The sequence below is a fragment of the Neptuniibacter sp. QD57_21 genome (genome assembly GCF_047778075.1).
In the GTDB taxonomy this organism is placed as follows: Bacteria; Pseudomonadota; Gammaproteobacteria; order Pseudomonadales; family Balneatricaceae; genus Neptuniibacter.
In genome coordinates this window covers 677,722-691,758 of sequence record NZ_CP180549.1, presented here as the reverse complement: position 1 = coordinate 691,758, position 14,037 = coordinate 677,722, and the positions used below count along the sequence as shown (strand labels likewise).

Here is a 14,037-nt window from a genome sequence, read left to right as displayed (position 1 = left end):
TGCTTGGGTATCAATAGATTAGCAATCACCCCCGGTGAGCCCTCTGGCATTGGCCCCGACCTGTGCATTCAAATTGCGCAACAGGGCCATAACCATGAACTGATTGCATTTGCAGATCCTGAACTACTGCGCAAACGCGCGGAACAACTGCAACTGCCAATATCGATTGAACAGTTCGACCCAGAGCTTCCGCCGTCGCCTACGCCCGCAAGAACTCTAAAGGTAGTTCCGATTTCACTAAAAGCTGAAGCGATTCCTGGTGAGCTTAATTGTGATAACGCACCTTATGTTCTGGAAACCCTAACACTAGCGACACAAGCCTGCCTCAATGGAACTTGTGACGCTTTGATCACAGCTCCTGTGCATAAAGGCATTATTAATGATGCTGGCATTCCTTTTAGCGGCCACACCGAATTTCTTGAAGCACTAACAGAAACCAATAAAGTCGTCATGATGCTAGCAACGGAAGGATTGAAAGTTGCACTAGCAACAACCCACCTTCCCCTGCGTGACATTGCCGATGCGATTACACCCAAATTACTCACTGAAGTAATAGAGGTATTACATCACGACCTAGTAAATAGCTTTGGCATCGAACAGCCCAACATCCTAGTCACCGGTCTCAACCCTCATGCTGGCGAAGGCGGCCACTTAGGTCGCGAAGAAATTGAAGTCATAGAACCTACACTAGATAAACTCAGAGCAAAAGGCATAACTCTCAGTGGCCCTTGGCCAGCTGATACACTATTCACAGACAAGCACCTTGCTAAAGCAGATGCCGTGCTAGCCATGTACCACGACCAAGGCCTTCCAGTGCTAAAATACAAAGGCTTTGGCAAAGCTGTGAATATTACGCTTGGCATGCCTATTATTCGCACCTCGGTAGATCATGGTACTGCATTGGATCTTGCCGGAACTGGAACTGCCGACTCAGGCAGCCTGATGACCGCGATTGAATACGCTGGCATCATGGCTACCCACCGCAATCAAACTACGAACTAATTCATGACTAAAAAACCAGTAGCACACAAAGCCCGCAAGCGTTTCGGGCAAAACTTTTTGCACGATCACGGCGTGATTCGTCGTATTATTCGATCTATTGCACCTCATGAATCAGATCAATTAGTAGAGATTGGCCCAGGCTTAGGCGCACTGACAGAAGAGCTGCTTAGCGAAGCAGGTGAACTTGATGCGATTGAGCTGGATAGAGATCTTCCTCCAATCTTACGCACCAAATTCTTCAACTACGGCGACAAATTCCGCATTCATGAAGCGGACGCGATGAAGTTTGATTTCTCCCAGTTACAAAAAGGAGAAAAGAGACTGCGTATTGTAGGCAACCTTCCATATAACATCTCTACTCAGCTAATTTTCCATCTACTAAGCCACGCTGAACAAGTGGAAGATATGCACTTCATGCTGCAAAAAGAGGTAGTTGATCGCATGGCTGCTGGACCAGGCGAAAACAATTACGGTCGATTAGGCATCATGGCGCAGTACTACTGCAAAGTTGAGTCACTGTTTGTCGTACCTCCAGGCGCATTTAACCCCGCTCCTAAAGTAGACTCAGCGATCATTAGACTCACACCTTACCGTGAGTTACCGCACGTAGCCAAAGATGTTTCACAATTTGAAACCGTTGTACGCACGGCATTCAATATGCGCCGTAAAACATTACGTAACAATCTAAAGCCTTTACTGACTGCAGATGCCCTAGAAGAGATTGGCATAGATCCGGGCTTACGTCCTGAAAGACTTCCTGTCTCAGATTTCGTACGCATTAGTAACTACCTTACAGATCAGAAAGGTTAAATAGAGCATTTATGGAAACTATCGACCTAGGTAACAACGTCAATATCGACGTAGAAACCAATTATCTGGCCCAACAATCTGATCCTGATAGCAAACGTTTTGTTTTTTCTTACAAAATTACGATCACCAATCATAATGATATGCCGGTCCAGCTTCTTAACCGCCACTGGCTAATTACCGATGGCAACCAGCATATTCAAGAAGTTCAGGGCGAAGGCGTTGTTGGCGAACAACCTGTGATTGACCCTGAATCAAGTTACACCTACACAAGTGGCGCAGTATTAGCCACCAGCGTTGGCAGCATGCAAGGCCACTATGAAATGAGCACCGATGAAGGCACTCAATTTAAAGCACCTATTGCAGCATTCACTCTAGCAAGACCTAACGCACTGCACTAAACACAGGCAACCAGTATGGCGACCTATGCGATTGGCGATATCCAAGGGTGCTACGACGAACTACAGGCCCTACTTAGAACTATTAACTTTACTAGCAGCGATCACTTATGGATCGCTGGAGACCTCGTTAATCGCGGGCCTAAATCGCTAGAAACCCTGAGATTCCTTCGCGATTTAGGCGAACAAGCAACCTGCGTCTTGGGCAATCATGATTTACACCTGCTCGCCGTCCACTATGGAGCAACAACCTGCAAACGCAGCGATACCCTGGATGAAATATTAGAAGCACCAGACCGTATTGAGCTAATGGATTGGCTAAGTAAGCAAAAGCTAATCGCGCATGACAAATCACTTAACGTGGTAATGGTTCACGCAGGTATTCCGCCTTGCTGGACTATTCGTAAAGCCCGCAAACGCGCAAAAGAAGTAGAAAAAATTCTGCAAAGCGACCAAGCCAAAACTTTTTTCAACCACATGTATGGCAACAAACCCGATCTATGGAGTTCTGACTTAAGTGGCTGGGAACGCTTACGCCTGATTACGAACTATCTAACACGAATGCGCTTTTGCAGCCCTGAAGGGCAATTAGATTTCTCAGCCAAAGGCTCACTTGCTTCACAACCCGAAGGCTACCAGCCTTGGTTTAAAGCACCACGGAAAGATCCAGCAGAAAACGATATCCGTATTCTATTTGGCCACTGGGCAGCTTTAGAAGGTAATGCTGATGCTGAGCATGTCTTTGCACTTGATACAGGCTGCGTTTGGGGCAACAAATTAACCGCCCTTCGCCTAGAAGATCAGCAACTTTTTAGCATTCCCGCTCAGAGCAACAAACCCAAACCTCCTCCGACATCAACTTATTTAAGCAACAGGTAACTTTTTATGAGTCAATTTGAGTGTATAGATTCGCCAAAAGCAGCAGCGTTGATCAAAGACGGTGCTCAGGTTGCCGACATTCGAGATCCTAATAGTTTTGCCCAGGGCCACATTAGTGGGTCTTACAATCTTAGTAATGAAAATCTACATGACTATATAGCTGCAGCCGACATGGATAAGCCTCTACTCGTATGCTGCTATCACGGCATAAGCAGTCAACAAGCCGCTCAATTCTTAGTTGAACAAGGCTTTGATGAAGTCTATAGCATCAATGGTGGTTTTGAGGTATGGCGCGTAGAACAACCAGACCTGTGTGAAATAGCTTAATGAAGATCTATTTAGTGGGCGGCGCAGTTAGAGATAAGCTATTAGATTTCCCTGTCTACGATAAAGACTGGGTGGTTGTAGGTTCCAGCCCTGAAGAGATGATAGAACAAGGCTTTCAACCTGTAGGTCAAGATTTCCCCGTGTTTATTCACCCCCAATCGGGTGAAGAATATGCACTAGCGCGAACAGAAAGAAAATCAGGCAAAGGCTATACCGGTTTTGAATATAACGCCGATAAAGCAATCACTTTGGAAGAAGACCTTCTACGCCGAGATCTAACCATTAATGCCATGGCAATGGACGTTCAAGGAACAATCCATGACCCCTACAAGGGCCAGGAAGATTTAAAGCAAAAAATCTTACGCCATGTATCCCCGGCATTTTCAGAGGACCCTCTGCGTGTTTTACGTGTGGCACGTTTTGCCGCGCGCTACCATCATCTAGGGTTTAGCGTAGCTGATGAAACCTTAGCATTAATGAGGGAGTTAGCTAAAGGCGATGAGTTAGAACACCTGACCCCTGAAAGGGTATGGAAAGAGTTCGAACGCGCATTAACCGAACCTTCTCCATGGGTATTTTTAGAACTACTCCAAAAAACAGAAGCGATACAAAAAGTTCTTCCTGAGCTAAAAAATGCAATATCGAAACCAGACTGGGTTACAAACTTTATTCGCTCAACACAAACAGCTAAGGATGCTGATTGCCGGTTTGCCTGCTTGACCGCTCTGGATAATGAGATAGTGCTGACCGCTTTTTGCGATCGATTAAGAACGCAAAAATCAGTAAAAGAGCTGGCTTCACAGTGCCAACAACAGCACAAAAACCTTAGTCAATTCGATAAGTTATCTGCAGAAGACAAACTGCAGACTATCCAAGCCCTTGACCTGATTCGCCGACCACAGCGCCAAAATAAGCTCTTGATCTGCGTAGATGCTCTGCACCCAGAACCTAACTATCAATCGCTAGCTGCAATATTAGATTCTATTAACCAAATTCAGCCTGCCAACCTGATCAAGCAAGGTTTTAAAGGACCCGAACTGGGCAAAGAGATACAGCGTCTACGTCTCGATATATGCAACCAAGATCACTGAAGGACAGCTAATGAGCACCAACACTACTGCAACAAAAGTGGCACTGATAACTGGCGGTGCACGCAGGGTTGGCGCAACAACAGCCTCAACACTTCATGCAGCAGGATATACTGTAGCCATTCACTACCGATCCTCAGCTAAAGCAGCCGAAGCACTACAAGAAAAGCTAAACCATTTACGCCCGAACAGTGCTTTTATCTTTTCTGCAGACCTAAACTGCATGGAACAAGTTGAACAATTAGCTGAAGATGTAAAATCAAAGCTCGGACAACTCGACTTACTGGTTAATAACGCTTCATCCTTCTACCCAACACCAATCGAACAAAGCACTCAGAAGCAGTGGGACGACTTAATCAATTCCAATCTTCGTGCCCCCTACTTTCTAACAGCCTCGCTAAGCAAATTACTTCGCCAAAACTATGGCTGCATTATCAACATGATCGATATCCACTCGCAACGCGGACTGCCTGGATACCCTATTTATTCAATTGCAAAAGCGGGGTTAGAGATGATGACCAAGTCTTTGGCTAAGGAATTAGCACCCGAGGTAAGAGTTAACGGAGTTTCACCCGGCGCAATTTTATGGCCAGAACAAGAATTAGAAGAAGATCAAAAACAAAGCATTTTGGATAAAACACTACTACAGCGTATCGGCTCACCGGAAGACTTAGCCCAAGCAATCGTATTTCTTGCTTCTGCAGAATATATTACCGGCCAAGTGCTCGCGGTAGATGGCGGAAAATCCTTATTCAGCCACTAGCGCTATCTAAAGCCTCAAACACGCAAGGTAATGATCGGCCTTGCCATTGAAAGTCGATTGACCACAACTTCTGCCGAGCCTTATCATAGCTCGACCACATTTCTAAATACGTCGTACCTATTGCAGGGTGAGCCACATCTGCTGCTATCTCAGCTAAAGGCCACAAAACAAAAGCATTCTTAGTAATTTCACCTCGAGGTAATTGCACCCCATAGTGTATGCCAACTAAATCATCATAGGTAAGAATATCGATATCTAAGGTACGACCACTAAATTTTGGTCCTTTGCGACAACGACCATTTTCATCTTCTATCTTTTTCAGTAACGGAGATAGTTCAACTAATGGCAAATCAGTAACAAAACCAGCAACTAGGTTATAGAAGTTATCTCCAACAAACCCTACCGCTTCACTTTCGTAAACGCTGGATATACTCAGCCCGCCAAAATGCTTATGCAAAGCATCTAGCGCTTGCGAGATATAATGATCTCTATCGATATTACTGCCGATACTGACATAAACTTGAGCCATCTTAACCACGAACTCCACGCTCGATGATGACACCAACATCTTTTGCCTGCGGTACCGCTCCCGGCTTACCTAAACGTAAACGAAGCCATTTCACACCAAATTCTGTCATCACGATCTCAGCAATCTGCTCAGCCATCGTTTCAACCAACTGAAATTCACTTTGCTCTATAAATTCAATCAATCGATCGGAAACTGTTTTATAGTTAAGCGTATTATCCACATCCTCTGTATTTGCTGCCTGACGTATATCAGTCCCCATATCCAAATCTAGATTTACTCGTTGACGAATCTCTCTTTCCCAATCATAGATACCTATAACCGTTTCAACTTCTAGCTCTCGAATGTAAACTAAATCCATACTCAACCTTTGGATATCGAATGACCGAATCGGCAACAATGGCCTTCGGGCTAATTTTTCTAGCATACATGCTGGGTTCTATTCCCACAGCAGTGTTAGTTTGTCGTGCTCTCGATCTTCCAGACCCCCGACAAAGAGGTTCCGGCAACCCTGGTGCAACTAACGTACTCAGAATTGGCTCAAGAAAAGCAGCCATACTTACTTTACTTGGCGATATTAGCAAAGGCCTAGCAGCGCTAGCCTTTGGAAAACTCCTACAGATCTCACAAACAGAGCTTTCCTACTGTTTATTAGCCGTAGTTGCCGGACATATATTCCCTATTTTTTCGCCATTAAAAGGCGGCAAAGGCGTAGCAACAGCATTTGGTGCTTGCATCGCACTTTATTGGCCCATCGCACTGATACAGTTGATCATCTGGGTGATTGCAGTAACGATTAGCAAGATATCCTCTCTCGCCTCAATTGCCGCAGCGCTAATAACTCCAGTATTCACTTGGATAATAGCTCCAAGCCATTCACTTCTTCTAACAACTCTTTGCCTATTACTTCTTTATAGCCACCGAAAAAACATTAAAAAATTACTAAACGGCGAAGAACCTAGGCTTTAAATAGAATCTAGCGTATCCAAAGGCCAGCGCGGCTTAGTCGTAATAACTAGGTCACTTTGCTGCCCTGCTAGTAATCGCTGACAACCTGCAAAAGCAATCATGGCACCATTATCTGTACAAAACTCAGGCCGCGCATAAAAGAGCTCTGAGCGTTCTTTCTCAACCATCACTTCTAAGCGCTCTCGTAATCGCTGATTAGCACTTACACCGCCCGCTATGACCAGTTGCTTAAAGCCTGTAGCCTGCAAAGCACGGCGACATTTGATTGCTAAAGTATCCACTACCGCTTCTTCAAACGCAGCCGCAATATCACACACCGTTTGATCATCAATCTTACCTTCAGCATCTCGATGATCGTTTGCAGTATTCAATGTAAATGTTTTTAAGCCAGAAAAGCTAAAATCCATACCAGGTCGATCAGTCATTGGACGAGGAAAGCGAAAACGCTGACGATCACCTAGCTGTGCGTGTTTGGCAATGAGTGGCCCACCAGGGTAATCCAAACCCAGCATTTTAGCGGCCTTATCAAATGCCTCACCCGCAGCATCATCTAAAGACTCACCTAATAGCTCGTATTGCCCAATACCATCAACACGAACGAGCTGAGTATGACCGCCAGAAACGAGCAACGCTACAAACGGAAATTCGGGAGGACTCTCTTCAAGCATAGGCGCGAGCAGATGACCTTCCATATGATGCACACCTATTGCGGGCTTTCCCCATGCCAGTGCAATAGCTCGACCTGTTGAAGCGCCGACCATTAATGCTCCGATAAGGCCTGGTCCGGATGTATAAGCAACAGCATCTACATCTCCTTTTTGAAGGCCAGCTTTGGCAAAAGTCTCATCCAATAAAGGCAGCAACTTACGTACATGGTCACGGGAAGCCAATTCCGGCACTACACCACCGTACTCAGCGTGCATTTTCACCTGACTATATAAAGCATCACCAAGTAGACCCTTTTCACTGTCATAAATTGCCACTCCTGTTTCATCACAAGAGGTTTCAATCCCCAGTACGCGCATCGTTCACTCACTTCACTAACATGATGAGGGCTATTATACCTGCCCCCCTCAAAACCTGCACCGAAAATACCCAACAAACCGATTATCTGCTTTACTTCACTATGTGAAACGAATAGAATTTTGCGCCTTGCCATAAAACCGTCTGTTTTTTGGCAAGATAATTTTGTGGATTAACTAAACAATTTAAGGTTTGTTCAAACATGCCAGCTGTAAAAGTTAAAGAAAACGAGCCATTTGATGTAGCTCTGCGTCGTTTCAAACGTTCTTGCGAAAAAGCAGGTATTCTAGCTGAAGTTCGTCGTCGCGAATTTTACGAGAAGCCAACTTCTGTTCGTAAGCGTAAAGCAGCAGCAGCTGTAAAACGTCACGCTAAAAAAGTATCTCGCGAAAACGCTCGTCGCGTTCGCCTATACTAATCCACGCGATTTAGATCCCATCCAGAGGAAGGTTAGTCATGTCAGAGTTGAAGCAGCAAATCACTAATGAGATGAAAGCTGCAATGCGCGCTAAAGAAAAAGAGCGCCTAAAAACTATTCGCATGATGCTAGCCGAACTAAAGCGCATCGAAGTAGATGAACGCATTGAACTGGATGACACTAGAGTACTGGCGGTGCTAGACAAAATGTCTAAGCAGCGCCGTGACTCGATTTCGCAATTTGAAGAAGCGGCACGCATGGATCTTGCAGATGCTGAGCGACAGGAGCTGGAGGTGATTAAAACTTTCCTGCCGCAACCGCTAACTGATGAGGAAATTACAGACCTCGTAAAACAAGCTGCAGAGCAATCCGGCGCACAATCCATGCAAGACATGGGCAAGGTTATGGGAATCCTTAAACCTCAAATCCAAGGTCGCGCCGATATGGGAACAGTATCCAAACTCGTCAAGTCTCAATTATCCAGTTAAACTGCCGCTGAGACCTTTTCAGCTGCAACGATAATGGCCGGACGTATACCCCAAAGCTTTATTGACGACCTGCTTGCCCGCATCAATATTATTGATGTGCTAGATGGCCGCGTCCAAAAACTAAAGCGCGCTGGAAAAAACTACTCAGGCCTCTGTCCGTTCCATAAAGAGAAAACACCTTCTTTTAGCGCCAACCAAGAAAAACAGTTCTATTACTGCTTCGGCTGCGGCGCAGGCGGAAATGCCATTAGCTTTTTAATGGAATACGAAAATCTAAATTTCCCTGAAGCTGTTGAAGAACTCGCCAAAACCGCGGGCATGGAAGTCCCTAAAAATGACAATCCCCAACAGCGCGAAAAAGAACAGCAACTTAAAAAGCTATACGATCTATTAGCTAAAGCCGCTCAGTTTTATGAAGATCAGCTTAAAAGCCACAACACGCGACAAGATGCTGTCAACTATCTGCAAACTAGAGGATTGACAGGCCAAGCAGCCAAAGCATTTTCGATCGGCTTCGCCCCTTCTGGCTGGGATAACATTCTTAAGCACCTAGGCAAAAGCGATGCAGATCAAAAGCTACTAGAAGAAGCAGGGTTACTGATACACAACGAAGATCGTGATAGCCATTATGATCGCTTTCGCAATCGAATAATGTTCCCGATTCGGGATCAAAGAGGCCGTACAATAGGTTTTGGTGGGCGCGTACTGGGCGATGACAAACCAAAATACTTAAACTCCCCCGAAACCCCGACCTTCCATAAGAGCAGAGAACTTTACGGGCTTTATGAAGCACGTAAGCACAGCAACAAGCTTGAACGCTTAATCATTGTTGAAGGCTATATGGATGTAGTTGGCCTCGCACAGTTTGGCATTCACTATGCTGTAGCAACACTAGGTACAGCAACAACTGCGCAACACTTAGAAAGACTATTTAAACTCGTTCCTGAAGTTATATTCTGCTTCGATGGTGATAATGCCGGGCGAGAAGCAGCGATGCGTGCACTAAAAACAACACTTCCGGTTATCGAAGATGGAAAAGAAGCCCGCTTTCTCTTCTTACCTGACGGCGAAGATCCGGACAGCCTAGTACGCCAAGAAGGAACTCTCGCCTTCACGGAGCGACTAGATAGCGCTTTACCGCTTTCCGAGTTTTTCTTTAATAGCCACTCTGAACAAGCTGATCTAAACAGCATGGATGGTCGTGCTAGATTCAGCACAGAAGTACTACCTGCTATAAACTCAATGAAACCGAGTTTGTTGCAGCAGATGATGCTCGACCGAATCTGTGAATTAACCAACCTTTCGCTTGAACAGATACAAACTACGGTTAACTTTCACGAGTCAGTACAAACACATACACCAGCCCCCGCTGCAGTTTCAGAGTACGACTACTCTGAATCGTCAAACTATGAAGATTCGCAACCCTACGACTATGCCGATTATAGCAACGAAGGTCATAGCTACGAGGCCCATAGCCATGAAAGCACCCAATACCAACCAAGGAAGAAACAATTTCGCAGCCTTCGCAATAATAGCAGCGAACTATCTTTCGAACAGAAACTGATCGCCCTATTACTTCACTATCCACAACTGGCGTCAGAGCACCAATTTCCTGAAGCACTCAAGAGCAACACAGACGTAAATTCTCAGCTTTTGGCTCAGTTAGTTAGCTATTACAAACAAAACCCAACAGCATCACTTGGACAATTGGTTGTCGATTGGCGTGAAGATGAAACCCTTTCGCAAACGATCGTTGAACTTTATGAAATCTCTACCTCTTTAGAAATCACCTCCGAAGAGATCGCCCGAGCCTACCTTAAAGATGCTCAGCATGGTCTAACACTAAAGGCATTAGAACAAGAGATTTCCCTTTTACAGAAGAAGCACACCCTTTCCAAAGAAGAGAAAATAAAACTAGTTGAATCTATGCAACAACTTAATCAACTAAAGACAACCAGCAAGGCCTAAACGTCCAAATTTAGCTCTTATCAGGCCTTATTAGAGTTTCAGTACATCCCGCCCTTGAAAAACAAACCATCAGACACCATATATTGCTACATTAACTACTGAATTTTCGGCAAGTCGCTGAAAAACAGTCTATTTTTAACAGATGACAGTCTCTAGCTTGCACAGCCTTTTCCCTAGCATGTTGTTAACTACATCGCTATAATGGCCTGCTCGATTTTCATCCACTTTTTCTAGTCAGGGTCCTATGTCCGATACTTCTCAGCAACAGCAGTCTCGCCTTAAGGAATTGATCGCCCGCGGTAAAGAGCAGGGTTACCTAACCTACTCTGAGGTAAATGACCACCTTCCGCAGGATATTGCCGATCCAGATCAGGTTGAAGATATCATCCGCATGATCAATGACATGGGTATTTCCGTGTCTGAAGAAGCACCCGATGCTGAAACACTACTGATGACCGAAGGTGATTCAGCTGATGATGCCGACGAAGAGGCCGTTGCCGCACTAGCCGCAGTAGAATCAGATGCTGGCCGTACAACCGATCCAGTACGCATGTATATGCGTGAAATGGGTACTGTTGAGCTGCTAACTCGCGAAGGCGAGATCAGCATTGCTAAACGCATTGAAGAAGGTCTACGTGAAGTAATGTCTGCCGTAGCCTGCTTCCCTGGTACAGTTGATGCCATCCTTGAAGCTTACAAATTAACCGTTGAAGAGGAAGGTCGCCTAAGCGATATTTTCAGCGGTTATATTGATGCAGACGATGATGAAGAAATACCTGCTGCAACTATCACTGATCCAGATGCAGAAATAGAAGACGAAGATGACGAAGACGAAGAAAAAGAAAAAGGCCCAGACCCAGAAGAAGCTGCTCGTCGCTTCGGTCTAATCAAAGAACACTTTGACGCACTTCACCTAGCCTTAGAGAAACAAGGCCGTGACAGCAAAGAGTTTGGCGATACTCAAGTACTTCTAAGCGAAGCTTTTGCTCCGATCAAATTATCTCCACGCTATTACGAAGCGATTGTTGGGCAAGTTCGCGATACTATCGACGACATTCGTAAACAAGAACGTACTATCATGCGCATCTGCACACAACGTGCAAAAATGCCACGTAAGACGTTTATCAAAGAATTCCCTGGTAACGAAACAAACCCTGATTGGTTTAAAGAAGTTATCGATTCCGGTTCTGATTACTCTCGTGCGATCAAAACCAATTTAATTGAGCTTAAACGTGCTCAAAAGAAACTTATCCAAGCAGAGATTACTACTGGTATCAGCCTAGCTGAGATCAAAGAAGTTAACCGTCGCATGTCGATCGGTGAAGCTCGAGCACGTCGCGCTAAGAAAGAGATGGTTGAAGCCAACCTGCGTCTTGTAATCTCTATCGCTAAGAAATACACAAACCGCGGCCTACAGTTCCTAGATCTTATCCAGGAAGGCAACATCGGCTTGATGAAAGCTGTTGATAAGTTTGAATACCGCCGCGGCTATAAATTCTCAACTTACGCTACATGGTGGATTCGACAAGCAATTACACGATCGATTGCCGACCAAGCACGTACAATCCGTATCCCAGTACATATGATCGAAACGATCAACAAACTGAACCGTATCTCTCGCCAGATGCTTCAGGAAATGGGACGCGAAGCTACACCTGAAGAACTTGCTGAACGCATGGAAATGCCTGAAGACAAAGTTCGCAAAGTACTTAAAATTGCTAAAGAGCCGATCTCCATGGAAACACCAATCGGTGATGATGAAGACTCAAGCTTGGGCGATTTCATTGAAGACGTAACCATTTCCTCCCCTGTTGATTCAGCAACAGGCGAAGGTCTGCGTGAAGCGACCCGTGAAGTACTAGCAGGCTTAACAGTACGCGAATCCAAAGTACTTCGTATGCGCTTCGGCATAGAGATGAATACGGACCACACACTTGAAGAAGTGGGTAAACAGTTCGACGTAACACGTGAACGTATCCGTCAGATCGAAGCTAAAGCACTGCGCAAACTACGTCACCCAAGCCGCTCTGAACACCTACGCGGCTTCTTAGACGAATAGTAAATTCTTTTAAATCAAACTCTTGTGCCCATGAAACCATATCGGTATTATGGGCACCCTCCTTAGGGCCTATAGCTCAGTTGGTTAGAGCGCTCGACTCATAATCGATCGGTCGCAGGTTCGAGTCCTGCTAGGCCCACCACTTTATATTTCAAACCAATAAATAACTCACTTATTGATAAAATAAGATAGGCTGTTCGGATCAACTGACGCCAAGTTATAAAAAACCGTCACCTCCCTCCAAGATCGCCCCCCCCCTTTTTCAAATACATTTAGTCTAGAATTCAGACCATATAAGGGGCCGTTAGAACAAACGCAACAAATTCCTGAATGTAGATAGAGCCTAAAGATATTCATAACATATAGATACAACAGCCTAGTAAACCAAAATTACAGCACCTAAAAAGCCATCATCCCCTAGCGATCTATCATTAAAATAAGCATAAGCACACCTCAGAATATTCCATCTCTAGAAACAAAGTTTTTAGATATATCGCAATCCAAAAGGTCTAAAATTGACAAATTAGTCTCAAGACATGAAAATCCCCTCAGAAACTCAAGCACCTTAGTAATCTTGGCTCTATCGCCATTCAACCCCCACACTAAGTTATGCTTCCTATTACCCTGGAGCCCGTAAATGCAAATAAAGCCCTATGATCAAACTGATTCAAGGAATGAAATCGACCTAATAGAATTAGGCCAGGATATATGGCAAGGAAAATGGATATTGATTATTTTGATTATCGCTTCATTGCTTCTCGGCTTTGCCTACACTCAAATGGCAACCAAGCAATATCGAATTACCGTTTCCTACACCCCTATTCTAAATTCAGTTAGCGATCAGCAAAATTGCAACACTGACCGAAAATGCCTCAAAGAAGCATCAAGCAAGTGGGTAATGGGAGAATTTACTGGAGGGTGGATAAAGCACAAAAAGAGCAATACCGTTTCGCTAATATCAACCAACCCTAAAAGCTCTAGTGAGTACATCAACATCGTTAAAGCTATTGAATCAAGAATCAATACAGCGATTTTAGACGAAGCAAGAAACGAGCAACATCTTATTCAAAACAAACTAAATAAAGAGATACTAAGAACAGAACGAGTAGCGACTAATTATTTACACGCAGCAAGAATAATAAAAGCAATTGAGCGAGGCTCCAACGCAATACAATTTAATAAACCACGAATATCAAAAGTATCGCCAAAAGCCTCATTAATTATTTCACTATCTGCCTGTATCGCTGCCATAGTAGGGATTTTTTATATTTTGTTACGCAGCTCAATACGAAAACGGAAATCCCTTAAAGGTCATTAAAAAA

At 44.6% G+C, this 14,037-nt stretch carries 16 protein-coding genes and 1 tRNA gene; 14 read left to right on the top strand and 3 right to left on the bottom strand.

The genetic code is table 11. The features are described 5' to 3' along the window. Nucleotides 1–3 precede the first annotated feature (3 nt). From pdxA to ACMXYS_RS02895, 7 genes are read left to right on the top strand one after another with little or no spacing between them, the layout of a single operon-like run. A complete protein-coding gene (gene pdxA, locus ACMXYS_RS02925; protein WP_415897531.1) occupies nucleotides 4–1,002 on the top strand; it encodes a 4-hydroxythreonine-4-phosphate dehydrogenase PdxA in 999 nt (332 codons plus the stop codon). Nucleotides 1,003–1,005: 3 nt separating this feature from the next. Then, complete coding sequence (gene rsmA / locus ACMXYS_RS02920; RefSeq protein ID WP_415890307.1) at nucleotides 1,006–1,812, top strand: 16S rRNA (adenine(1518)-N(6)/adenine(1519)-N(6))-dimethyltransferase RsmA; 807 nt, start codon at nucleotides 1,006–1,008, stop codon at nucleotides 1,810–1,812. A gap of 11 nt (nucleotides 1,813–1,823) precedes the next feature. Continuing rightward, nucleotides 1,824–2,210: a Co2+/Mg2+ efflux protein ApaG gene (apaG, locus tag ACMXYS_RS02915; RefSeq protein WP_415886989.1), complete on the top strand. Its 387-nt coding sequence runs from the start codon at nucleotides 1,824–1,826 to the stop codon at nucleotides 2,208–2,210. 15 nt (nucleotides 2,211–2,225) lie between these two features. Then, nucleotides 2,226–3,086 (top strand): symmetrical bis(5'-nucleosyl)-tetraphosphatase, encoded by an 861-nt coding sequence (locus tag ACMXYS_RS02910; RefSeq protein WP_415897530.1) that lies wholly within the window; start codon nucleotides 2,226–2,228, stop codon nucleotides 3,084–3,086. A gap of 6 nt (nucleotides 3,087–3,092) precedes the next feature. Continuing rightward, nucleotides 3,093–3,413, top strand: a complete 321-nt coding sequence (glpE, locus tag ACMXYS_RS02905) for a thiosulfate sulfurtransferase GlpE (RefSeq protein ID WP_415897529.1) — start codon at nucleotides 3,093–3,095, stop codon at nucleotides 3,411–3,413. Beyond that, a complete protein-coding gene (locus ACMXYS_RS02900; RefSeq protein ID WP_415897528.1) occupies nucleotides 3,413–4,504 on the top strand; it encodes a hypothetical protein in 1,092 nt (363 codons plus the stop codon). Before glpE ends, ACMXYS_RS02900 begins: the two co-directional genes overlap by 1 nt. Before the next feature lie 10 nt (nucleotides 4,505–4,514). After that, nucleotides 4,515–5,264 (top strand): pteridine reductase, encoded by a 750-nt coding sequence (locus tag ACMXYS_RS02895; RefSeq protein ID WP_415897527.1) that lies wholly within the window; start codon nucleotides 4,515–4,517, stop codon nucleotides 5,262–5,264. Here the strand turns inward: ACMXYS_RS02895 and folK are convergent. Together folK and folB are read right to left on the bottom strand one after the other, a co-directional pair. Next, the gene (gene folK / locus ACMXYS_RS02890) at nucleotides 5,254–5,793 is read right to left on the bottom strand and encodes a 2-amino-4-hydroxy-6-hydroxymethyldihydropteridine diphosphokinase (protein WP_415897526.1); all 540 of its coding nucleotides are present in this window, start codon (nucleotides 5,791–5,793) and stop codon (nucleotides 5,254–5,256) included. The genes ACMXYS_RS02895 and folK overlap by 11 nt on opposite strands. A gap of 1 nt (nucleotide 5,794) precedes the next feature. Then, nucleotides 5,795–6,151 (bottom strand): dihydroneopterin aldolase, encoded by a 357-nt coding sequence (gene folB, locus ACMXYS_RS02885; protein ID WP_415897525.1) that lies wholly within the window; start codon nucleotides 6,149–6,151, stop codon nucleotides 5,795–5,797. Between the two features lie 20 nt (nucleotides 6,152–6,171). Here folB and plsY point away from each other — a divergent pair, with 20 nt between their 5' ends. Next, a complete protein-coding gene (gene plsY / locus ACMXYS_RS02880) occupies nucleotides 6,172–6,759 on the top strand; it encodes a glycerol-3-phosphate 1-O-acyltransferase PlsY (protein WP_415897524.1) in 588 nt (195 codons plus the stop codon). Here the strand turns inward: plsY and tsaD are convergent. Beyond that, the gene (tsaD, locus tag ACMXYS_RS02875) at nucleotides 6,756–7,784 is read right to left on the bottom strand and encodes a tRNA (adenosine(37)-N6)-threonylcarbamoyltransferase complex transferase subunit TsaD (protein ID WP_415897523.1); all 1,029 of its coding nucleotides are present in this window, start codon (nucleotides 7,782–7,784) and stop codon (nucleotides 6,756–6,758) included. The genes plsY and tsaD overlap by 4 nt on opposite strands. Before the next feature lie 200 nt (nucleotides 7,785–7,984). Here tsaD and rpsU point away from each other — a divergent pair, with 200 nt between their 5' ends. The 6 genes from rpsU (at nucleotide 7,985) to ACMXYS_RS02845 (ending at nucleotide 14,033) form a co-directional block, all read left to right on the top strand. After that, nucleotides 7,985–8,200 (top strand): 30S ribosomal protein S21, encoded by a 216-nt coding sequence (gene rpsU / locus ACMXYS_RS02870; protein ID WP_275814767.1) that lies wholly within the window; start codon nucleotides 7,985–7,987, stop codon nucleotides 8,198–8,200. Between the two features lie 38 nt (nucleotides 8,201–8,238). After that, nucleotides 8,239–8,688 carry a GatB/YqeY domain-containing protein gene (locus ACMXYS_RS02865; RefSeq protein ID WP_415883488.1) on the top strand — a complete coding sequence of 150 codons (450 nt, stop codon included), beginning with the start codon at nucleotides 8,239–8,241 and terminating at the stop codon, nucleotides 8,686–8,688. Nucleotides 8,689–8,721: 33 nt separating this feature from the next. Beyond that, nucleotides 8,722–10,656 carry a DNA primase gene (dnaG, locus tag ACMXYS_RS02860; protein WP_415897522.1) on the top strand — a complete coding sequence of 645 codons (1,935 nt, stop codon included), beginning with the start codon at nucleotides 8,722–8,724 and terminating at the stop codon, nucleotides 10,654–10,656. A 244-nt stretch (nucleotides 10,657–10,900) separates the two neighbouring features. Further along, nucleotides 10,901–12,715 carry an RNA polymerase sigma factor RpoD gene (gene rpoD / locus ACMXYS_RS02855; protein WP_415883485.1) on the top strand — a complete coding sequence of 605 codons (1,815 nt, stop codon included), beginning with the start codon at nucleotides 10,901–10,903 and terminating at the stop codon, nucleotides 12,713–12,715. Between the two features lie 65 nt (nucleotides 12,716–12,780). Beyond that, nucleotides 12,781–12,857: transfer RNA gene (locus ACMXYS_RS02850), tRNA-Ile, on the top strand. Between the two features lie 495 nt (nucleotides 12,858–13,352). Then, complete coding sequence (locus ACMXYS_RS02845) at nucleotides 13,353–14,033, top strand: Wzz/FepE/Etk N-terminal domain-containing protein (protein ID WP_415897521.1); 681 nt, start codon at nucleotides 13,353–13,355, stop codon at nucleotides 14,031–14,033. Nucleotides 14,034–14,037: the final 4 nt, after the last annotated feature.

Coding starts and splice junctions, on each gene's coding strand:
- rsmA (WP_415890307.1), top strand. CDS start 1,006: ATGACTAAAAAACCAGTAGCACACAAAGCCCGCAAGCGTTTCGGGCAA.
- apaG (WP_415886989.1), top strand. CDS start 1,824: ATGGAAACTATCGACCTAGGTAACAACGTCAATATCGACGTAGAAACC.
- ACMXYS_RS02910 (WP_415897530.1), top strand. CDS start 2,226: ATGGCGACCTATGCGATTGGCGATATCCAAGGGTGCTACGACGAACTA.
- glpE (WP_415897529.1), top strand. CDS start 3,093: ATGAGTCAATTTGAGTGTATAGATTCGCCAAAAGCAGCAGCGTTGATC.
- ACMXYS_RS02900 (WP_415897528.1), top strand. CDS start 3,413: ATGAAGATCTATTTAGTGGGCGGCGCAGTTAGAGATAAGCTATTAGAT.
- ACMXYS_RS02895 (WP_415897527.1), top strand. CDS start 4,515: ATGAGCACCAACACTACTGCAACAAAAGTGGCACTGATAACTGGCGGT.
- folK (WP_415897526.1), bottom strand. CDS start 5,793: ATGGCTCAAGTTTATGTCAGTATCGGCAGTAATATCGATAGAGATCAT.
- folB (WP_415897525.1), bottom strand. CDS start 6,151: ATGGATTTAGTTTACATTCGAGAGCTAGAAGTTGAAACGGTTATAGGT.
- plsY (WP_415897524.1), top strand. CDS start 6,172: ATGACCGAATCGGCAACAATGGCCTTCGGGCTAATTTTTCTAGCATAC.
- tsaD (WP_415897523.1), bottom strand. CDS start 7,784: ATGCGCGTACTGGGGATTGAAACCTCTTGTGATGAAACAGGAGTGGCA.
- rpsU (WP_275814767.1), top strand. CDS start 7,985: ATGCCAGCTGTAAAAGTTAAAGAAAACGAGCCATTTGATGTAGCTCTG.
- ACMXYS_RS02865 (WP_415883488.1), top strand. CDS start 8,239: ATGTCAGAGTTGAAGCAGCAAATCACTAATGAGATGAAAGCTGCAATG.
- dnaG (WP_415897522.1), top strand. CDS start 8,722: ATGGCCGGACGTATACCCCAAAGCTTTATTGACGACCTGCTTGCCCGC.
- rpoD (WP_415883485.1), top strand. CDS start 10,901: ATGTCCGATACTTCTCAGCAACAGCAGTCTCGCCTTAAGGAATTGATC.
- ACMXYS_RS02845 (WP_415897521.1), top strand. CDS start 13,353: ATGCAAATAAAGCCCTATGATCAAACTGATTCAAGGAATGAAATCGAC.